We start from the raw sequence: 20,850 nt of genomic DNA, 5'->3' as shown, positions 1-20,850 counted from the left end.
TTGGCTCAGGCAAAGGCCTGCCGGAGCGACAAGGCCGATGCCGTCAGGGCATCCAGAATGGATGCGCTATCCCGTTCGAAAGGATAGAACACTTCAAGGAACACCGGAGATTGTGCAAGCCCCGTGCGGGCAAGCTGCGCCTTCGCCTCGGCCGGGTCCACACGACCAGGCTCGGTGAAATCCCAGTGGCGGTCAAACTGGAAATCGGTCTGCTGGATGTGGATCGCACCGATCACATCGCTGAGGCTCGAGAACCACGGCTCCATCGTATCCGCCGCCGGGCCGTAAAGCGGCAGGATGGTGCCATGCCCCCAGTCCACGCACAGCTGCCAGGGTGTTGCGCTGCCGGAGACATCCTGCATCATCCGCCTTGCCTGACCGATGGTCCAGGGCCATTCGCGGCGCATCGGCGTCGGCTCCACATACAGCGCATCCAGTCCCGCCGCGCGGGCCTTTTCGCCAAGCCGCAGCATGCGCTCGACAAGATCCGCATAGTCGCGGTCGTCAAGCGCATCCGCCTCGGCCCCATCCGGCCGGGACGCGATGGCGCCAAGCGGCCCGCCGACGCCCGGAATGCCGGCTTCGGCGGCAAAGCCATAGGCGCGTTCCAGCCAGTGTTCGGCATAACTGCGCACATCCGGATCGGGATGCAGCAACTGGTTGAACGTGTAGTGGGCCAGTCCGATGAAGGCGCTGTGGATGGCGATACCATGATCATCGGCCGCCTGCCGCACGTCTTTCGCATGACGTGACAGGATCGCGGCGGGCCACATTGGATCGACCAGATCGAAGGAGAATTGCACAAGGTCAAGGCCCAGGCGATCGCGCACCACCGGTGCCCAAAGCTGAGGCGTCACCCAGCGCTTGACGCAGAAGGAAAGATTGATGCCGAGCGGAGAAGAGGCGGTCATTTGGTCGCTCCCATGGTCAGGCCGCGCACCATGTGTCGTGAGACGATCAGCGCGAAGATGGTGACGGGCAGGACGATAACGGTGCCGGTGGCCATGATCTTGCCCCAGGGCAGTTCGTAGCCGGACATGAAACTGGTGGCGACGACCGGCGCCGTCTGAACGTCACGGCGTGTCAGAACAAGGGCATAGAGCAGCTCGTTCCACGAGAATATGAAGGAGAAGATCGCCGAGACCGCGATGCCCGGCGCACCGAGCGGCAGATAGATCTTGCGGAAGATGGTGAACTGGTCGGCGCCATCCAGACGCGCTGCCTGCTCCAGATCCGGCGGAATGGACTTGAACTGGTCGGTGCAGATCCACACCACGATCGGCAGATTGAAGGTGAGATAGATGAGGATCAGCACCAGATGCGTATCGAGCATCTTCAGTTGTAGCGCCAGGATATAGACCGGAAGCGCCAGCACGATCGGGCTCGTCATCCGGTTGGAGATGAACCAGAACCAGAGATCCGACTTGCCGCGAAAGTCATAGCGGGCCAGTGCGAAGGCGGCGGGGGCGCCGAGCAGCACGGCGAGCGCCGTCGTGGCGGTGGCGATGATCAATGAATTGCCGACCGCGCCCAGCACCTTCGAATCCGCAAAAATCTCGCGGTAGTGATCGAGCGTCGGAGTAAACAGCCAGACCGGCGGCGAGGCAAGAATATCGGCCTGCGTCTTGAAGCTCGCCGACACCATCCAGTAGAACGGGAACAGCGTGAAAATAATGACGGCGGTGAGGCCGAGGGCGTGCAGGATCTTGTCCGACGAGACGCGCATCAGTTCACTTCCTTGTAGAGAACGCGGATATAGAGACGGCTGATCAGGATGGTGAGGATAAGCAGCAGGATCGCCTGCGCCGAGGCCGTGCCGAGATCAAAGACGCGGAAGCCGACGCGCTGGATATAGACCGAGACGAGATCAGTCGCCGAACCCGGGCCGCCGCGGGTCATGACGAACACCATGTCGAACAACTTCAGCACGTCGGCGGAGCGCAGGATCAAAAGCGCGGTCAACCCCGGCATCAGATAGGGAAGCTGCACATGCTTCAGCAGCGCCCATTTGGACGAGGTTTCCAGCCGGGCCGCCTCCTCGATCTCGCCCGGCACCATGGAGAGACCGGCGAGGAAGATCAGCGCGCAGAACGGCGTCCACTGCCAGACATCCATGATGACGATCGCTGCGAAGGCGCCGGCCTGCGAGCCCAGCCAGTCCAGCGCGCCGATCCCGAACAGATCGAGGAACCAGTTGGCGACTCCGAAATCGCGGTTGAAGATCAGGCGGCCGATGAGGCCGACGACGGCATAGGTGGTGGCAAGCGGCACGACGAGCGTGACGCGGGCCAGCGATTTCAGAAAGCCCATGCCCGTCTTGTGCAGCAGAAGCGCAATCATCAGACCAAGCGCGATCTCGACCGGCAGAACGGTGACGTAGAACTTGGTCGTGAGAAACAGCGAGGCCCAGAAGGTGCCGTCCGTCAGCACAGAGATATAATTTTCCAGGCCGACAAAAGGAAAGCCGTCGCGCGGACGGGCAATATTGTAGCGGCGGAAGGAGGTCACCAGCGCAAACAGCGTCGGATAGATGCCGATGAGAAACAGCGTCAGCACGGCCGGTGCGAGAAACCAGAACGGTGTCCAGCGACCATAGCCGCGATTGGGTCTGATGGTGGGGGCAGGCGTGGTCCTCGTCATCTGCTTTTCCTCTTGATGCCCGGCTGAAAGGGCGTGGCGCAGCGCCGCACGCAGGCCCGCATCCCTCTCACTCCAGGTTGGTATGGTTGGCGCGCATGATCGCCGGCGACACCTGCAACCGGTCGCGGACGGCCAGCACCAAAAGTTCGAAGGCGATGTAGAGCGCGCCTTCGTAGAGCGATCCCATCGGCAGCACGGAGGTTCTCGCCCCCTGATCATTCGCCATGGTCTGCGCCGGCACGTGCAGCACGAGATCGGCTTTGCCGGCCGCAGCACCTTGCGGTTCGGCCGTCACCACCAGCACCCGTGCGCCCGCTTTCCCGGCCACGCCGATCAGCGCCGAAACGGTCGAAAAGTCGCCGGGGCCGGCCGAAACAATCAGGAGATCGCCGGCGCCGAGCGGCGGTGTCGTCATGTCGCCAACGACGGCGGCGCGCAGGCCGAGATGAAAGAGGCGCATCGCAAGCCCCTTGATCTGCAGGCCTTCCCGGCCGACGCCGTAAAGCGCGATCCGGCCGGCCGCCGCGATGGCTTCGGTGGCCGTCTCGAACTGCGTCGCATCGATCTTGCCGAGGCAGTCGCTGAGTTCCGCAAGCGCCTTGTCGTAGAGATGAAGCATGGTCATGTCTCGCCTGATGCAGGGGATGAGGGAGATGACGGCCTCTCTCGGCCGCCATCTCCCGTCGTCCATCCCGGGAGGGACAGGGTGGGCGTTACTGCAACAGCTTCTTCTTGCCGTCGTAATAGCCTTCCTTCTTCAGGATATCCTCCATGCGGGTGCCGATCTCCTTGGAGCCAGCCTCGACGGAAACCTGGCCCAGCATCATCTTGGAGCCCCACTCGGCCACCACTTCGGAGATTGCCGGCCAGGCCGGGAAGCGCGGACGGAACTCCGGCACGCCCTTCTGCCAGGAGGCGACCATCGGCTCGACGAACTTGTACTTCGCCTTGATGGCCGGGTCGTTATAGACCGACATGCGACCCGACACGCCGCCGGCCTCCACATAGGACTTGGCGATGTCTTCGGAGGTTGCCCACTGGATGAAGAGCCAGGTGGCCTTCTTCTGCGCCTCGGAAGCCTGTGCCGCGACCGCAAGCGAGAAGCCGCCGAGTGCCGGCAGACGGCCGGCCGGGCCGGCCGGTTCCGGTGCAACGGCCAGGCAATCGCCGAGCTTGGAGGTGGCCGGATCGACGAGGGTCCCGTAGAAGGCCGACCACTCGGTGATCATCGCCACCTGACCCTGCGCCAGCGCATTGACGGATTCGGCATGGTCAAAGCTCACGATGCCGGGCGGCATGTACTTCATCAGCGCCTGACGGAAGTTGAGACCGGTCTGGCTTTCCTTGCTCATCAGGTTCGACTTGAACTGCTTGTCGAGCAGCGAGCCACCAAACGGCCACAGGAAGCGCATGAAGCTGTCGGCGGACTGCGTTTCGCCACGCAGCGACTGAAGCGCGAAGGCATACTGGTTCTTCGAGGCATCCGTCAGCTTGGGCGCGTAGACATTCATCAACTCGTCCCAGGTCGCCGGCGGCTTGTCGAAGCCCGCTTCCTTCAGCTTGCAGGAATTGTAGAACAGCAGACCGGAATAGTTGTCGAAGGGCAGGCCGTAGGTCTTGCCGCCCCAGGAGCCGAAGGCGTCCAGCAGCAGCGGAAAGAAGCCATCCAGCTTCAGGTTGGGGTCGGTGATCGACTTGTCCTTGGTGAACTTTTCGATCGGTTCGATCCAGCCATTTTCCGCAAACTCACCCATCCAGACCAGATCGACGAGCGCCATGGTGATATCGCCCTGCGAGGTGAAGTTCAGCACTTCCTTCTCGCGGGTGTTTTCGTAGGGAACGATCTCGTAGTTCACCTTGATGCCGGTCTTTTTCTCGAACTCCGGCAGAAGCTTGATGATGGCGCGGTAACCTGGGCGATCCAGGAAGATACCGCTGATCTGGGTGCCCTTCAGCGGCTTTGCCGCATCCTCCAGCCAGTCGGCGTGGGCCGCAAGCGGCATGCTTGCGCTCGCAGCCGCAAGCGCCAGAACGCTGGCGCAGACTTTCAACAGGCGTTTCATTTCACTCCTCCTTCGTGCCGACTGCCTCCCCGGCAGCCCTGATCCGGCGTCAATCGAAAAGGCTTCGCCAACGCTTGGGCGGCATGGCTGCCGCAGCGTCTGCAAGACCCGTGAACCTGTGTCGCACTCTCCCCTTGAGCCTTCGAAAGCCATAGCTTCGCCCCACGCAAAACTGCGCGTTCTTCCAGCTATTTCAATCGCTTGGGCTCGCCATTCCTCTTGGCGGGGTGAATAACGGATACATCTGTAATTTTCATTTTGCAATAGCATTCGTCGCCCAAATATGATGATATTTCGGGTGAGGAGAAGAGGGCATCACATGGTTGACAGCACAGAGCCGGACCGGACGGCAAAGGAGGAGATCGACGCACGCCGCAGGCTGGCGGAACGCATTGCAAAGGAGGCCGGAGCACGCGCCAGACGCTTCCTGCGCCGCCCGGAAACCTTGCACGCAGTGGAAAAATCGTCCTCGCAGGATCTGGTGAGCGCCGCCGATCAGGCGACCGAAGCCTATATCGGCCGCATGATCCGCCGGCATTTTCCGCAGGACGGCATCGTTGGTGAGGAGGCGGGCAGAGCAGAAGGTGCCTCCGCTTTCGACTGGGTGATCGATCCCATCGACGGCACAATGGCCTTTCTGGTAGGGCAGCCGAACTGGACTGTCTCGATTGCGGTATTGCATCATGGTGAGCCGGTGATCGGCGTCGTCTATGCGCCGATGCTGCGTGAACTCTATGTGGCCCGGCAGGGGCAGGGGGCGTATCTCAACGGCAAGAGACTTATGATGCGCGCGGATTGGACCATCCGCTCCACCACCATCGGCTATGGCGGCACCGAACGGGCCGATCCGCAAGAAGTCGGCGCGTTCATCACACGCCTCTACCAGGATGGCGGCGTGATCTTCCGCGTGGGCTCCGGCGCGCTGATGCTGGCCTATGTCGCGGCCAACCGCCTGGCGGGCTATTATGATCCGACGCTCTACTGCTGGGATTGCCTGGCCGGCGTGGTGCTGATCCGCGAGGCCGGTGGCCTTGCCGATTTCGCTGGCACGCTATCGGCGCCAGGGCCGATCTGGGCGGGAAACCACACCGTCTTTACCGATCTGAAGCGGCTGAGCAAAGCATCCACCGCCCCTTGAAGCGGAGGCTGCTCCCTTGGAGGCCGACCGAAGGAGGGCTGGATTGCCCAACCGTACACCCGAGCGTCAGACCTTGCTCGGAAAGCGCCGATTCAGTTCGGTTGTCTCGTCGCAGGTCAGAGGCCGCGTGCGCTCTCCGCGCAGCATCAGGAACAGCTTTGCCGTTTCCTCCAGCTCTTCCGTTGCATAGACGGCGTCCGGCAGATCCACGCCCGCCACCACCGGTCCATGATTGGCAAGCAGCACCGCATGCGAAGTCTTGGTCCGCTCGGCCACCGCCTCCGCAAGGGCTTCATCGCCCGGCGGGAAATAGGGAACAAGCGGCAGGCGCCCGACGCGCATCACGTAATAGGCTGTCAGCGGCGGCAGCACGTCGTTCTCGTTGAGATCGCACAGGCAACTGACGGCGACGCAATGGGTGGAATGCAGGTGCACCACAGCCTTCGCCTTCGGCCGGTTGCGATACATCACCCGGTGCAGGAAGGCTTCCTTGGTCGGCGGATCGCCGGAGACGTGGCGCCCTTCCGCATCGAGCCTGGAGATGCGGGCCGGATCGATCATGCCCATCGAGGAACCGGTCGGCGTCATCAGCCAGCCATCATCCACCCGCACGCTGATATTGCCCGTCGAACCGGCTGTCAGTCCGCGGTCGAACAGCGATTTGGCATAGGATGCAATCTGGTCGCGCAGCGCAGTCTCGCTCATCCTGCGATCTCCAGGGCCCGTTCGAAGAAGTCGGGGCCGCCGAAATTGCCGCTCTTCAGGGCGACCCGCAACGGACGGCTGGAGGGGAGCGTGGTGGTCCAAGGAACACCCGGAGCGATCTCCGTGCCGATTGACAGCCCCCGGATCCCGAGTGCGGAGATGATGGCGCCGGAGGTTTCGCCGCCCGCCACCAGCAGCCGCTCCACGCCGCCCGCAACCAGTCCCCGGGCGATCTCGGCCAGAGCCTTTTCCATCATCTCCCCGGATTGCTGACGGCCATAGCGACCCTGATTGGACTCCACCTCGGCCGGATCGGCAGAGCCGTAGAGCACGACCGGCTGATCGGCGGGTTGCGCGGCCGCCCAGGCCAGCGCCTCCTCTACGACGGGTTTTGCCGCAAAGAGCGCATCGATATCGATCCGGAGGCTCGGCCACAGTGACCGTGCGCGCGCCAGCTGCTGGCGGGTGGCGGCGGAGCAACTGCCGGACAGGATGGCCGTCCGCAACGCCCTGCCTGAGACAGGCCCTTGTTCGGAGGCATCACGCGGCCGGATGCCGAAATTTGCCGGCAGGCCCATCGCAAGCGCAGAACCGCCAGTCAACAGCCGATGGTCCCGCACCGCGCGGCCCAGAGCCCTGAGATGTTCGTCATTGAACGCATCGACAACGGCATAGCGGTGGCCGGCCTTGATGGCGGCCTCAAAGGCCGCGACAATTGCAGGCTCGCCGGCAGAAACCACTTCATGCGGGACAAGCGCCACGGGATAGGCCGACTGTTCCGCCATCAGGGCCACCAGATCGGATTTGCGCATCGGAGTCAGGGGATGATCCTTCATCGGCGAATCCTGCAGCAGTTGGCGCCCAACGAAGAGGTGGCCGTTGAACACGGTGCGGCCATTCTTCGGAAAGGCCGGGCAGACCACGGCAATGCTGGCCCCCAGCGCATCGGCCAGCGCATCCGCCACCGGACCGATATTGCCCGCGGCGGTGGAATCGAAGGTCGAGCAATATTTGAAGACGATCTGTTGCGCGCCGCGTGCCTTGAGCCATTCCAGCGCCGTGAGCGACTGGGCGACGGCATCGGCAGAGGGGATGGTGCGGGACTTGAGCGCCACCACCACGGCTTCGGCAGTGCCGATATCGACCTCGGCGCTCGGAATGCCGATCGTCATCACCACCTTCATTCCCTCGCGGGCGATGATGCTGGCGATATCGGTGGCGCCGGTAAAATCATCGGCAATGATGCCCAGAAGAACGCCCATGCTCTCAGCTCCGTCTGTAGGCTTCGAACCAGCCCAGCCCGTCGAGGGTCTTGCCGCGTGGATTGTACTCGCACCCGACAAAGCCCGCATAGCCCAGACGATCAAGCTCGGCGAACAGGAAGGGATAGTTCAGCTCCTCGCCATCCGGCTCGTTGCGCGAGGGAATGCTGGCGATCTGCACATGGCCCACGTCGTCAAAGGCGTTGCGCAGGCGCATGGTCACGTCACCGTGGATCACCTGACAGTGGTAGATGTCGAACTGCAGCCGCAGATTGGCAAGACCGGCTTCGGCGATGATCTCGCGGGCGAAATCAAAGCTGTTGAGGAAATAACCCGGCATGTTGCGGGCATTGATCGGCTCCAGCAGCAGATCAATGCCCTTTTCCGCCAGCCGCGGCGCGGCATGGTCAATCGCCCGTCGATAGCTGGCGCGGGCGTCTCTGTCGTGACGATCGGCGATACCCGCCATCATGTGCATGCGCTTCACGCCGGTTGCCTCGGCATAGTCCAGCGCGCGGTCGACGCCGGCCGTCAGATCCGCAAACCGCGCGGGCAGGGCGGCCACGCCGCGTTCACCCGCTGCCCAGTCGCCCGGCGGCATGTTGAACAGCGCCTGGGTCAGGTTGTTGCGCTGCAGCCGCTCCTCGATCTGCTCTGGAGCAAACTCATAGGGGAAGAGATATTCCACGGCGGAAAACCCGGCCTCGGCGGCGGCATCGAAGCGGTCAAGGAATGACCACTCGGTGAACATCATCGTCAGATTGGCGGCAAAGACAGGCATGGGTCACTCGGCCTTTTCGGGAAGCGTTGCACCGGAAAGCTGTGCATAGATGCGCGCCAGCGAGGAATCGTCATCTCGGCCCATGCCGGCACCGGAGGCGGCGAGATACATCTGTAATGCCGCAGCACTCAGCGGCACCGGATAACGCTCGCTGCGCGCCATATCCTGGATGATACCGAGGTCCTTGACGAAGATATCGACAGCACTCAGCGGCGTGTAATCTCCAGCCAGCACATGCGGGATACGGTTCTCGAACATCCAGGAATTGCCGGCCGAGGCCGTGATCACCTCATAAACCTTTGCAAGGTCCAGACCCTGCTTGGCGGCGAGCGTGATCGCCTCGCAGGCCGCAGCGATGTGCACACCGGCGAGCAGCTGGTTGATCATCTTGAAGGCGGCGCCGAAACCGGCGCTGTCGCCGAGTTCGTAAACCTTGGTGGCCATGGCATCGAGGGCAGGGCGGGCTACCGCAAAGGCGGCCGGCGTGCCCGACGCCATGATGGTCAACTCGCCCTTCGCAGCACGCGCGGCGCCGCCGGAAATCGGTGCATCGAGATAATGCACGCCCTTGGCTTCCAGCTGTGCGGCCAGCCGGCGCGCGATCGCCGGATCCATCGTGGCCGACGAGACGAAGACAGCGCCCGGACGCATCGTCTCGGCAATTCCGGCCGGTCCGAACAGCACGCCCTCCGTCTGCGCGGCGTTGACGACGACCGACACCACGATGTCGGCGTGGCGCACATCCTCGGCGAGGTCTGTGACCGCACGTCCGCCGGCTTCGACGAAGCGCGCCACGGCGTCCTTGGAAATATCCGCGCCCAGCACGTCGAGTCCCGCCCGCTTCAGGGAGAGGGCCATGCCCATACCCATGGAGCCGAGGCCAATGACGGCTGCGATACGCGAAACGGCACCTGTTTTGGAGAGAGCCATGCTTGTCATCCTTGAAGACGCAAAAAGGGGATCGGTACGAATCGTTGCGGCTGCATACGGGCAGACGCCAGGGCGAGAAGGCGACACAGCGGCTCGCATCGTGACAGACAAACGGACTCGGTCCGCAGCGGAAGGTTACCATTCCGTCTGTTGCCCTGCTCTCGCTCCCGCCGCTGCAAATCTGCATCCTCCCGGAAAACGCCGCTCCACTCATCGTTAGACAGTTTTGGCAGCGCTGCCAAGTTGAAATTGGCAGCGCTGCCATTGAACTGCAAGCCATCGTGAGGGATATGCTTGCTCCTTCGAATGCGGAGCAGCCGGACCCCTATGAACGACAAGACCAGTCTCATCACGCTTGCAGACGTCGCGAAGACCGCCGGGGTCGGTGAAAGCACGGTCTCGCGGGTGCTGCGCAATCATGGTTCCTTCTCAGACAAGACCCGCACGCGTGTGATGGCGGCCGTCGAGGCGCTGGGCTATGTTCCGAACCGCATTGCGGGAACGCTCGCCTCCACCGGTTCGCCGCTCGTGGCGATCATCGTGCCGTCGCTTTCCAACATCGTCTTCTCCGATGTGTTGAGTGGCATCACGCGAACGCTGGAGGCCGGGCAGCGGCAAGCCGTGTTTGCGGTCACCGATTACGACGCGGAGCGAGAGGAGGCGCTTGTGGCGGCCGTTCTGGCCTGGCGGCCGGCCGCCGTAATGCTGGTCGGACTTGAACACAGCGCGGGCACGCGCCGCATGCTGGGGGCAGCCGGCTGCCGCGTCATCGAACTGCTCGACGTGGACGGAACCCCGATGGACATTGCTGTCGGCTTCTCCCATCGTGCCGCCGGTCGTGCCACGGCCGATGCCATGATCGCCGGAGGCTATCGCAGGATTGCCTATGTCGGGCACGATATCCGCCGGGATACGCGCAGTGCCAAACGCTTCAATGCCTTTACACAACGTCTTCAGGAAGCGGGGATCCCGTTGCACGACCATGATATCCGCCCGTCGCCTTCTTCGATCAGCGAGGGCAAGCAGGGCCTTGCCAAAGTTCTGGAGCGATCACCGGACATAGACGCGGTCTATTTCTCCAATGACGACATGGCTCTCGGGGGCTATTTCCACTGTCTGGCGGCCGGCATCGCCGTACCCGAGCGCCTTGCGATCATCGGCTTCAATGCTCTCGATATCTGTCGTCACACGCCGCAGCCCATCGCGAGCATTCGAACGCCGCGTATTGAGGCGGGTCAGCGCGCTGCAGAACTGTTTCTGGCAGATGCCCCTGCGCAGACCCTCGATCTCGGCTTCAGCCTGGTGGAAGGCAAAACGATACGACGGGAGTGATATCCTGCCGAGACCAACGGATGCCTTTGCTGGCCGCATCCGAAGCGTGCTGCCGAAGACGACAAACCCTGTGCATCTGCACGACCGGAAGAACGCCGCTCCGTCGGCGTGCCTTGCCACCACCCTGGGGCAAGGTCGATCTGGCAGACATCGGCCAGCCGCAGGAGGTCTATCTTCAGTCAAGCCGCCCGCGCCATCGCAAGGAAATCTCTTCGGATGCCATGATCAACGCGGACGACCTCATCCCCCTGCGCGAACTTCTGGCGGCCACCGGGCTCAATCGCCGTACATTGTTCAGTTGGGAACGTCGCCATGAGGTCGCGCCGGACTGGCGCGATCACGCGGGCAATCGTTTCTACAGCCTGCAGTCCCTGCGCCGCATCCGCGCCTTGAAGGCTGCCAGCGATGCCGGCCACCGCATCGGAAATCTCGTCGACAAGAGCGTGGCGGAGATCGAGGGCCTTGCGCTCGCTTGCGATCCCGATCCCTTTGTACCGTATCTTCTGACGGCCGCACAAGAGATGGACATGGCGCGCATCGATGCCATGATCCGTCTTCGGCTGAGGCAAGAGGGCGCGGCATGCTTCATCCGGCAGACGTTTCCGACCCTCATGCAGGCCATGGGCGCCAGATGGGAGGCGCGTGCCCTGCCGGCAGCCGGAGAGCATCTCGTCTCAGCAGCGCTCACGCGCCATCTTCTCGCCGCGCTTTCGGCCATGCCCGATACGCCCGGCGGCCCCGTTGCCATCGCCGCGACGCTTTCGGGAGAGCAGCACGAGTTTGGCGCCATCTGCGCCGCCATCGCCGCCCGGCTGGACGGCATCAATTCCATCTATCTCGGCGGCAGCCTGCCACCCCGCGATATCGCCGCCGTGGCGCTGGCGCTTTATGCAAAACTCGTCATGGTGAGCGTTGTGTTCTGCGAGGATGCCGACGCGCGTGGCATGCTCTGCATTCTGAGAGAGCATCTGCCTGCCGACATCAACCTTCTGGTCGGGGGACGCGGCGTTCCTGCCGCATTGCCCGAAACCATCCTGATCGCGCAGGATATGACGCATATTGGACGCTTTGCCAAAGGTGACAACACGAACCCCGGCCCGTTCCCGTCATTATGAGCGCATTAAGCATGGCGCAAAATACCAAAACATCAGTCAACCCTAAAATAGAATGAACTAAAATTAAAGGTATTCAATTCAGCAATTGGAGACCACCCCGACGTACCACTCTTTCCCGGGGCACGGAAGCGACGGAACGGATCTCGTCGAGCGCCCGCGGGAGCTTGTCAGCATGGCTATTGTTAAAAAATCACCGGCGGCGATCGCGTCGGCCACCCCGACGGCGGCGGCTGTGCGGATCCGAAACGGTCAGAGCAGAGATGCGGAGTTGCAGCGCAAGCGTGCCCGCACCATTGCCAAGCAGCAGCAGATCGCAGAGCGCGTCGCGTCTGCCACCACGCAACTGGCAAGCGGCGTGAACGAGGCGGCCTCGGCCGCAGAAGAGCTGAAGCGCGCATCCGACCAGATTGCTGCCGGTGCGGAACAGAGCGGCGCCGCAGCCCAGGAATCCCTGGTCGCCTGCACCCAGATCACCGAATCGATCGGTCGACAGTTGCGGGCCACCGAAACGTCACAGACCAAGATGGAAGCAACGCAGGCCCTGATCGCCGACACGACGGGTCAGATCATGGCGCTGATCGCCAATGTCTCGGTCGCCGCCCAGCGTCAGGCGGGGTCCGTGGAACTGATCACCGAACTCGAGCGCCAGGCAGCCGATATCGGTGACATCGTCAAGGCCGTCGCCCGCATTGCCGACCAGACCAATCTTCTTGCCCTCAATGCCGCGATCGAAGCCGCGCGAGCTGGCAAGCACGGCAAGGGATTTGCCGTGGTGGCCGATGAAGTGCGTACCCTTGCAGAACGCTCGGAGGCAAGCGCCCGCCAGATCACAGACCTCGTCCAGCAGATCCAGACGGACGTGAAGCAGATCGCCAATGGCGTCAATGCCGAGGCAACCAGCGTGCAGACGGAGGTCGGCAAGGGACGCGACATCACCGCCCAGCTTGAACTGATCGGCCGTGACATCAGCGCCATCATGGATGGGGTACGGGAAATCGCCGCGGGGGCCATCCAGTCGAATGCTGCGGCCGCCCAGGCCCTCAAGGGCTCCGAGGAAATCGCGACCGCCGCAGCCCAGCAGTCCGCCGCCGCCGAAGAGTCTGCCAAATCGGTGGAAGAACAGGCCGGCGCCTTGGCCGAGTGCGAACAGACCGCCCTTTCCCTCAGCGAACTGGCCGAAGACCTGAAGAACTCCACAGACGTCGCCAAGAGCGCGGAGGACGTGGCCTCGGTGACGGAGGAACTGTCGCTCGCGATCCAGACGATCAGCCGGTCGAGTTCACAGGTTCTGGCAGCACTCGAGGAAATCCGAAGCGGCGCCCAGAGTGCCGCGGCCGCCACGGCGGAATCCGCTGCGGCCATGACCCAGATCGAGAAGGGATTGCAGGTGGCGCAGCAACGCGCCATCCAGAGCGTCGAGCGCATCACGGCGATCCAGTCCCTGCTCGGCAAGAACAAGGCAGAGGTGGATGCCCTGATTTCCGGCGTCTCGCGCTCGGCCGAGGCAACCCGCTCCAGCATCGGGCAGATCCGCACGCTTGCCACCGTATCGCAAAAGATCGACAAGATCGTGGATGCGATCGCGACCGTCTCCGTGCAGACCAACATGCTGGCGGTCAACGGTTCCATCGAGGCGGCTCGCGCCGGGGAATTCGGCAAGGGATTTGCCGTTGTCGCGACGGATATCCGCAATCTTGCACAGGATTCCGCTGAGAATGCGGACCGCATCAAGGATGTGGTGAAGGCGATCCAGGACCAGATCGGCCGGGTGGGCGAGGATCTCGAAGACATCGTGCGCGCCGCCCTGAGCGAAGCGGAAAAGGCGCTCGCCACCACAGGCAACCTCGCCACCATCGAAACCGACATTACCACCGTACAGTCGAGTTCGGACGAAATCCTCACCACAGCGCAGGAGATCGCAGCTGCGATTGCCCAGGCGAAGAAGGGCGTCGACCAGATCGCCGCGGCCTGCGAGGAGGCGCAGCGTGCAGCCGGCGAAGCCGCCGTTGCCGCCCGCCAGCAGAATGAAGGTGCAGACATGCTCGTTGCCGCCGTCGAGGAAATCGCCTCGCTGGCCGACGAACTCCAGACCTCCGCCTGACCGGAGGCTTGTCATGTTGTCTGACACACCGCCGCCGGCCGCGGATCTGCCGCCGGAACACGACCATGACGCGGGGACCGACCTCTTCGTCACCTTCCGCATTGACAAGGAGACCTTTGCCGCACCGCTGGAAAAGGTTCAGGAAATCATCCGCCTGCCGGCCCTCGTCGGCGTGCCCATGGCACCGGCGGCGCTGAAAGGGCTTGCCAATCTTCGAGGCCGCGTGCTGCCGATCATCAGCCTGCGTCGCGTGCTGGGCTTTGCCGAACAGCCGCAATCGGAACAGACACGCGCGCTTGTCTTCGACCTCGGCAACCATTTCGGCTTTGTCGTTGATGCCGTGCTCAGCGTCATGTCGATCGATGCGACGCGCATCGTTGCCTCAGACAGGGCGCATGGCGCAGACGATTGCGTCAGCGGCATCGCCCGACTGCCCGACGACGCGCTGGTGACGGTCCTTGATTTCGATTGCATCGTCAGCCGCTCTTTCGACGGTCTGCAGGCGTCAGCACAGGAGCACCGCGGCCCCATCCACTCCACGGCGAATCGCAGCACCGATGACGACGAGGGTGAGGACGGTGATGCGAGCGACGAAGTGCGTCTGGTCACTTTCCGGGTCGATGGACAGGATTATGCATTCGCCATCGAAAACGTCAGCGAGATCGTCGTGGCACCTGACAGCATGACGGAACTGCCGCATGCGCCGGAGGCTTTTGTCGGGCTGGTGGCACTGCGCGAGCGGCTGCTGCCGCTCCTCTCGCTGCGACACCTGCTGGGGCTTGCCAAAAGCAGCGCCGCCGGCCAGCGCGTGGTGGTGATCGAAGCACCCGGCGATCGCCAGGTCGGTCTGGTGGTCGACAGGGTCGACCAGGTACTGCGCGCGTCCAGACGGACGATCCAGCCGCCGCCCGCCATGCTGGCGCGACCGGAGGAAACGGCGATTTCCGGCATCTGCCGGCCGGATGCGGACAACCGGCTGATTTCCATTCTCGAACCGTCTCGGCTCGTCAGCGCGGACACGCTGGCGGCCGCTGTGGACCCATCCAGCGAGGAGACCAGGGCAATGCGCAAGGGGAAAGGCGACAGCGATGGCATCGAGACGGAGGAAGCCGGCGAACGGCAATTCGTCATCTTCCATCTTGGCGAAGAGGAGTTCGGCGCGCCGATCGAACTCGTCCAGGAAATCGTCCGTGTCCCGGAACGGCTGACCCGCATTCCCCACACGGCCGGCTGGGTGGCCGGGGTCATCAACCTGCGCGGCGCGGTCCTGCCTGTCGTCAACCTGCGCCAGCGTCTCGCGCTGGAGCGGCTCGACGCCAATGATCGCCAGCGCATCATGGTGTTTTCCGTCGCGGGCACGCGCATCGGGCTGATCGTCGATACCGTCAGTGAGGTGCTCAAGCTCCAGGAGGCACAGGTTCAGCCATCGCCAGCCGGCCGGGGGGCGCATGGCGCGGCCTTCCCGAACCTCGTCAATCTGGAAAAGGACAGCCGCATCATCCTGCTGATGGATTGTGATGCTCTGTTTCGTGATCTCGACATCCAGTCCCTGGCGGCAGCGTGAGGCACCATGGTGGCGAAGATCCTGATCGTCGATGACTCCGCCCTGATGCGCAAGCATCTGAGCACGCTGCTGTCTGCGGCAGGCTATGACACCTTCACCGCCCGCAATGGCCGCGAGGCCGTGGACATGGTACTCGAGCATCATCCCGATGTGGTGACGCTCGATGTCAACATGCCTGAGATGGACGGCATGACGGCGCTCTCGCAGATTATCGCAGCACGCCCGACCCCGGTCATCATGGTGTCATCGCTTACCAGCAAGGGCGCACTCGTGACACTGGAGGCCATGGCGCTTGGCGCCGTGGACTATATCGCGAAGCCGGGCGGGACAATCTCCCTTTCGATCGACGACATCGCGGACGAAATCCTCGCCAAGGTGAAGTCCGCAATCGGCGCCCGCATCCGTCCCGGCGCCGGCAGACGCGTCCCCTCTGCTCCACGGCCCGCTCCGGCGCGCCCCACGACAACGGCTGCTTCCCGCAAGGCACTGACCGGACTGGTGCTGATCGGTGTGTCGACCGGGGGTCCCCGCACACTTGAGGAAATCCTCCCGCATCTGCCCGCCAGCTTTCCATGGGCCGTTGCGGTTGCCCAGCACATGCCGGTGAGCTTCACCAAGGCACTGGCGCAGCGCATGGATGGCATGTGCCAGCTGCCGGTGCGGGAAGCGAGTGCCCTGGACGAGATCGTCCCGGGCACCATCACCATCGCACGCGGTGGCTCCGACCTCACGGTGACGCGGCGGGATGGCCGGCCTTTCTTCAGCACGCGCCCGGAATCCTCCGCTCATACCTGGCATCCCTCGGTGGAACTCCTGGTCGAAACGGCGATGGAGGCCTTTCCGGCCGAGCGGCTCATCGCCGTGCAACTGACGGGCATGGGCAATGATGGCGCCAGGGCCATGGCGCGCCTGCACCGGCAGGGCGGCCGCACCATCGCCGAAAGCGAGGAAAGCGCGATCATCTTCGGCATGCCCAAGGAACTCATCCAGCAGGGTGGCGCGAGCCTTGTTCTGCCGGCCTCCCGCATCGCCAGCCAGCTCTCGTCCTGGATCCGCTAGGAGATCACGATGCCATTGCGAAAGTTCTCGACGGAAGATGACGGGGGGTCCAAGGCTTCGCCGCTGGCCTCGTCCACGCCGATGCAGGCCACGACGGCTGCACTCGATGATCTGCTGGCGCTGCTGAAGGACGAAAATCCCGGCCACCGGCATGCCGCCTCCGATCAGCTTGCCCATCTCGATGACTGCATCCCGCTGCTTGCGCGGCTCCTGGCCAACCTGTCGCACGGATCCTGTCGTGAGATGGTTGCGATCACGCTGATGAAGGCACGCTCGGATCTGGTCGCTGATCTGGTTGTGCCGCTGCTCCGCCACGACAGCGCGGAAATCCGCGGACTGGCGGTGGAAGTTCTCGGTCACCACGCCGCGTTCATCGCCGCGCGTGCGCCGCAATGGCTTGCGGGCGAGGACCCGCTGCTGAAGCTCCAGTTGCTGAGCGTGGTTCAGGGCCACGACAGCAAGGGTATGGTGCGCAGTCTCGCCGAGGCGTTGACGACGGAAGCGGATGCCAATGTGGCGGCGCAATTGCTGGATATGATCCTGCTGGGTGCCGATGCGGACGAAGAGGGTGAAAGGACCCGCCACGCTGCTTGCAAGATCGTGCTCCGCCGCTTCGGAGATATTCCCTTTCTCCGGTTCATCGCGACCGGCGGCACGGCGCGGGAGGCGCGCGGATGACCATGAAGATCTCACCCCAGGAATTTTCGCAGTTCTCGTCCTTCTTCTACGACAGGACCGGCATCTTCTTCGATGAATCGAAACGCTATTTCGTTGACAAACGGCTGATCGATCGCATGCGTGCCACCAACTGCCATGACGTGAAGACCTATCTCACCCATGTCGGCCGCAAGGCCTCGGCGCAGGAGATGCAGGCGCTCACCAATTCGATGACGGTGAACGAGACATACTTCTTTCGCGAGGCCTACCAGTTCGACTGCCTGGTAAGCAGCATGCTGGCCGAGGTGGCGCCGCGCAAGCGGCCCGGCGAAACCATCAAGATCTGGTCCCTGCCATGCTCGTCCGGCGAGGAACCCTATTCGATCGTGCTTTATCTCCTGGAATACTGGCCAGAGATCAGCATCTACGATGTCGAGATTTTTGGCTCCGACATCGATACCGGCATCCTTGCCTCTGCCGAACGCGGCCTGTTCTCGAGGCGTTCGGTGCAGAACCTGTCACCGGACCTGCTCCAGCGCTACTTTCAGCGGGCGGATGGCGACCGCTGGCAGCTCAACACGGACATCCGGCAAAGCGTCTCGTTCTCGCACGTCAACATCCTCGATCCCGGCGATCTCGCCCGCTTCTCGGGTATCGACGTCATATTCTGTCGTAACCTTTTGATCTATTTCGATGAAATATCACGGCGCGCTGCAGCCGAGGCCCTGCATGGCTGCCTCGCGCCGGGTGGCTTCCTGTGTCTCGGCCATTCGGAATCCATGAGCCGCATATCCAATCTTTTCCAGGTCCGTCGTCTGCCGGAAGCGACGGTCTACCAGCGACCGCGATGAGGAGAGTGTCATGCCCCGCGTACTGCTCGTGGATGATGCGGCGACCATTCGCCATTATTTCTCAACCGTGCTGCATCATGCCGGGTTTGAGATCGACGAGGCCGAAAACGGTGTCGAAGCGCTGGAGAAAGCGTTGAATGGCCGCTTCGACTTGCTGCTTGTCGATGTCAACATGCCGCGGATGGACGGGATCACCTTCCTCAGGCGGCTCCACGACCATCAGCAGACCGTACAGATCCCGACCGTCGTGGCGACCACCGAGGTCTCCCGGAGCGTGATGCGCGATGCCCTGGCAGCGGGCGCCGCCTGCGTGTTGCGCAAGCCCGTCGATCCGGAGCGGTTAACGCGGATTGCCACGCGCCTGACGGGAGCCCCGCAATGAAGACCCTTCTCGATCACTTCGTTCTGGAATCGCGTGACTTTCTCGACCGGATCGGCGCAGCCTTGCTGGAACTCGAGAAGAGCCCGGACAACCGGATGGTCATCAACGAAGTCTTCCGGCTCGTCCATACTCTGAAGGGCAATTCCGGCCTGTTCGACGTTCCGCAACTGACCCGGCTCCTGCACGCGGCCGAAGATGTGCTGGACCGGGTCCGCGATGCCGAGATGGCCATGGATCGGGCTCTGACCGATACCCTGCTGGCCACCACCGATGTGACGGCAGAAATGATCGACCGCATGGAGCGCGCCTCCGCGATCGATGACGTGCTTGACGATCGCAGCACGGAACTGGCCACCGCCTTGCGAACGCTGATGGGCAGCGAACCGACCGGCCCGGTCGAAACGGCCTCATGCGAGACTGAACTTGACGCGGACGCCATCCTGAATGCGCTGGACGATACGCAACGCGCGACCTTGCAGGCGCTGCCGCCGGGACAGGTGCTGACTGCCCTGCGCTACCTGCCGGATCAGGATTGCTTCTTCAAGGGCGAGGACCCGCTCGCCATGCTGCGCAGCGCGCCCGGCCTTGTCGCATTCTCGCTACGCCGCCGGGACGCATGGGGGCCGCTGGAGCGACTGGATGCCTATACGTGCAATCTGCAGATCGACGCGGTCTCGACCGCTGGCGAGGAGGCATTGCGGGAGCATTTCGAATATGTCGCCGACCAGTGCCAGTTCGTTTCTGTCCCTGTCGCGGGGCCAGCCACCGGCACGGAGGATGCCGGCAAGACCGAACCGCCGCCGGATTCGACCATCACGCCCGCCGGCAACGGCCAGAAGACCGGGCGCGAGACCACCGTTCCGGTCTTGAAGGTGCCCGCCGACCGGATCGACCGCCTGATGGAACTGATCGGCGAAATGGTCGTGGCCAAGAACGGACTGCCCTATATCGCAGAACGCGCCGAGCAGATTTACAGTGCCCGCGAACTGAGCCGCGAGATCAAGAGCCAGTACACGGTGATCAACCGCATCGTGGAAGAACTGCATCACGGGGTGATGCAGGTGCGCATGATGCCGGTCGGCTCCGTCTTCCAGCGGTTTCATCGTCTGGTGCGTGACACGGCGAACCAGCTTGGCAAGCAGGTTCGCCTCGTCATCGAGGGAGAGGACACCGAGGCCGACAAGACGATCATCGAGGCGCTCGGCGATCCATTGATCCATCTCGTCCGCAATGCACTGGACCATGGCCTCGAAATGCCGGAAGCACGCCGGCTGGCTGGCAAACCGGAGCAGGGAAGTCTCACCGTGCGGGCGCGGCCCGAAGGCGACCGTGTGGTGATCGAGATCGAGGATGACGGGCGCGGCATCAATTCCGCAGCCGTCCGCCACAAGGCACTCGAACGCGGGTTGATCAGCGAAACCCAGGCCGGCGAGATGAGCGATGAGGATATCAACCTCCTGATTTTCGCGCCCGGCTTTTCCACCGCCGAAAAGGTTTCCAACCTGTCCGGCCGCGGCGTCGGCATGGATGCCGTCAAGCATGCCATCGAGCGTCTCGGTGGCGAAGTCAGCCTGTCGAGCCGCGCCGGGAGCGGTGCGCTTGTGCGCCTCAGCCTTCCGCTCTCGATCAGCGTCTCGCAGATGATGCTGGTTTCCATTGCCGGTCAGACCTATGGCGTGCCCATGGACCATGTGCTTGAAACGGGCCGGGTGGGTGGCTCGGACATACATACGGTCGGGCACCGCCTGGTGGCGCTGATGCGGGGCAAGATCGTTCCGCTCTACAGCGCCTATGACTGCCTTCAGCTCGCCGGAGAGCCGGCACGCAATGCCGAGAACGAATGTGCGGTGCTTGTGGCCAGCGTCAACGGCGAAACCTTCGGCCTGATGGTCGATGGCTTCCTGCAGACGACCGACGTGATCATGAAACCGCTCGAGGGGCCGCTCGCCAGCCTCTCCTTCCTGTCCGGTACGGCGCTGATGGGCGATGGCGGCGTGCTTCTGATCCTCAACCTGAAGGGAATGGTGTGATGCCGCTGAAGATCACGAGAGGCCGATGCGTCTTGTCGGGTGCTGCGACCATCGAGGATGCCGAACCGCTTCTCGGCTGGCTGGCCGGGCATCCTGCGAAGGCGGTGGACATATCCGCAGCAACCTATCTCCACACGGCCGTGCTGCAGGTGATTGCAGCCAGCGGTTTTCGAATGAAGGGCGAGCCCGCCGACCGCTTTTCGGCTGAGGCCATCGCAAGCCTGAAGAACAGGGAGTAAT

At 63.2% G+C, this 20,850-nt stretch carries 20 protein-coding genes; 11 read left to right on the top strand and 9 right to left on the bottom strand.

Annotation, left to right across the window (positions count from 1 at the left end):
- Positions 1-5: 5 nt before the first annotated feature.
- The 5 genes from F3H95_RS09070 to F3H95_RS09050 all read right to left on the bottom strand — a co-directional run bounded on the left by F3H95_RS09070 (position 6) and on the right by F3H95_RS09050 (position 4,703).
- Complete coding sequence (locus F3H95_RS09070; RefSeq protein ID WP_149745707.1) at positions 6-911, bottom strand: TIM barrel protein; 906 nt, start codon at positions 909-911, stop codon at positions 6-8.
- A complete protein-coding gene (locus F3H95_RS09065; protein WP_149745706.1) occupies positions 908-1,726 on the bottom strand; it encodes a carbohydrate ABC transporter permease in 819 nt (272 codons plus the stop codon). The genes F3H95_RS09070 and F3H95_RS09065 overlap by 4 nt, the downstream gene beginning before the upstream one ends.
- Positions 1,726-2,640, bottom strand: coding sequence for a sugar ABC transporter permease (locus F3H95_RS09060; RefSeq protein WP_149745705.1), 915 nt, complete (start codon positions 2,638-2,640; stop codon positions 1,726-1,728). Before F3H95_RS09060 ends, F3H95_RS09065 begins: the two co-directional genes overlap by 1 nt.
- Positions 2,641-2,707: 67 nt before the next feature.
- Positions 2,708-3,265: an SIS domain-containing protein gene (locus tag F3H95_RS09055; protein WP_149745704.1), complete on the bottom strand. Its 558-nt coding sequence runs from the start codon at positions 3,263-3,265 to the stop codon at positions 2,708-2,710.
- Positions 3,266-3,353: 88 nt separating this feature from the next.
- Positions 3,354-4,703, bottom strand: coding sequence for a sugar ABC transporter substrate-binding protein (locus tag F3H95_RS09050; protein WP_149745703.1), 1,350 nt, complete (start codon positions 4,701-4,703; stop codon positions 3,354-3,356).
- A 319-nt stretch (positions 4,704-5,022) separates the two neighbouring features.
- Between F3H95_RS09050 and F3H95_RS09045 the strand changes: the two genes are divergently transcribed.
- Positions 5,023-5,841, top strand: a complete 819-nt coding sequence (locus tag F3H95_RS09045) for an inositol monophosphatase (RefSeq protein ID WP_149745702.1) — start codon at positions 5,023-5,025, stop codon at positions 5,839-5,841.
- A gap of 66 nt (positions 5,842-5,907) precedes the next feature.
- Here the strand turns inward: F3H95_RS09045 and otnC are convergent, their stop codons facing one another.
- From otnC to ltnD, 4 genes are read right to left on the bottom strand one after another with little or no spacing between them, the layout of a single operon-like run.
- Positions 5,908-6,546, bottom strand: a complete 639-nt coding sequence (gene otnC / locus F3H95_RS09040) for a 3-oxo-tetronate 4-phosphate decarboxylase (protein ID WP_149745701.1) — start codon at positions 6,544-6,546, stop codon at positions 5,908-5,910.
- Positions 6,543-7,808, bottom strand: coding sequence for a 3-oxo-tetronate kinase (gene otnK / locus F3H95_RS09035; protein WP_149745700.1), 1,266 nt, complete (start codon positions 7,806-7,808; stop codon positions 6,543-6,545). The genes otnC and otnK overlap by 4 nt, the downstream gene beginning before the upstream one ends.
- A gap of 4 nt (positions 7,809-7,812) precedes the next feature.
- Complete coding sequence (gene otnI / locus F3H95_RS09030; protein WP_143125706.1) at positions 7,813-8,589, bottom strand: 2-oxo-tetronate isomerase; 777 nt, start codon at positions 8,587-8,589, stop codon at positions 7,813-7,815.
- A 3-nt stretch (positions 8,590-8,592) separates the two neighbouring features.
- Complete coding sequence (gene ltnD, locus F3H95_RS09025; RefSeq protein ID WP_185969849.1) at positions 8,593-9,528, bottom strand: L-threonate dehydrogenase; 936 nt, start codon at positions 9,526-9,528, stop codon at positions 8,593-8,595.
- 318 nt (positions 9,529-9,846) lie between these two features.
- Here ltnD and F3H95_RS09020 point away from each other — a divergent pair, with 318 nt between their 5' ends.
- From F3H95_RS09020 to F3H95_RS08975, 10 genes are all read left to right on the top strand, one after another.
- Complete coding sequence (locus F3H95_RS09020) at positions 9,847-10,851, top strand: LacI family DNA-binding transcriptional regulator (RefSeq protein ID WP_149745699.1); 1,005 nt, start codon at positions 9,847-9,849, stop codon at positions 10,849-10,851.
- A 113-nt stretch (positions 10,852-10,964) separates the two neighbouring features.
- Positions 10,965-11,966 (top strand): MerR family transcriptional regulator, encoded by a 1,002-nt coding sequence (locus F3H95_RS09015; protein WP_188134341.1) that lies wholly within the window; start codon positions 10,965-10,967, stop codon positions 11,964-11,966.
- Positions 11,967-12,138: 172 nt separating this feature from the next.
- Positions 12,139-14,067 carry a methyl-accepting chemotaxis protein gene (locus F3H95_RS09010; RefSeq protein ID WP_143125702.1) on the top strand — a complete coding sequence of 643 codons (1,929 nt, stop codon included), beginning with the start codon at positions 12,139-12,141 and terminating at the stop codon, positions 14,065-14,067.
- A 13-nt stretch (positions 14,068-14,080) separates the two neighbouring features.
- Positions 14,081-15,631 (top strand): chemotaxis protein CheW, encoded by a 1,551-nt coding sequence (locus tag F3H95_RS09005; protein WP_188134340.1) that lies wholly within the window; start codon positions 14,081-14,083, stop codon positions 15,629-15,631.
- 6 nt (positions 15,632-15,637) lie between these two features.
- Positions 15,638-16,690 carry a chemotaxis-specific protein-glutamate methyltransferase CheB gene (gene cheB, locus F3H95_RS09000; RefSeq protein WP_210248542.1) on the top strand — a complete coding sequence of 351 codons (1,053 nt, stop codon included), beginning with the start codon at positions 15,638-15,640 and terminating at the stop codon, positions 16,688-16,690.
- Positions 16,691-16,699: 9 nt separating this feature from the next.
- A complete protein-coding gene (locus tag F3H95_RS08995) occupies positions 16,700-17,368 on the top strand; it encodes a HEAT repeat domain-containing protein (RefSeq protein WP_149745696.1) in 669 nt (222 codons plus the stop codon).
- Complete coding sequence (locus F3H95_RS08990; RefSeq protein ID WP_149745695.1) at positions 17,365-18,198, top strand: protein-glutamate O-methyltransferase CheR; 834 nt, start codon at positions 17,365-17,367, stop codon at positions 18,196-18,198. Before F3H95_RS08995 ends, F3H95_RS08990 begins: the two co-directional genes overlap by 4 nt.
- A gap of 10 nt (positions 18,199-18,208) precedes the next feature.
- Positions 18,209-18,580, top strand: a complete 372-nt coding sequence (locus F3H95_RS08985; protein ID WP_143125698.1) for a response regulator — start codon at positions 18,209-18,211, stop codon at positions 18,578-18,580.
- Entirely contained in the window at positions 18,577-20,610 is a 2,034-nt protein-coding gene (locus tag F3H95_RS08980; RefSeq protein ID WP_149745694.1) for a chemotaxis protein CheA, read from the top strand. The genes F3H95_RS08985 and F3H95_RS08980 overlap by 4 nt, the downstream gene beginning before the upstream one ends.
- The gene (locus tag F3H95_RS08975) at positions 20,610-20,849 is read left to right on the top strand and encodes a hypothetical protein (RefSeq protein ID WP_143125696.1); all 240 of its coding nucleotides are present in this window, start codon (positions 20,610-20,612) and stop codon (positions 20,847-20,849) included. The genes F3H95_RS08980 and F3H95_RS08975 overlap by 1 nt, the downstream gene beginning before the upstream one ends.
- The last annotated feature ends 1 nt before the right edge of the window (position 20,850 follow it).

Origin of the sequence: Rhizobium sp. RU35A, assembly GCF_900156005.1 — a bacterium.
GTDB lineage: Bacteria > Pseudomonadota > Alphaproteobacteria > Rhizobiales > Rhizobiaceae > Neorhizobium > Neorhizobium straminoryzae.
This window is presented reverse-complemented; position numbering and strand designations above follow the sequence as displayed.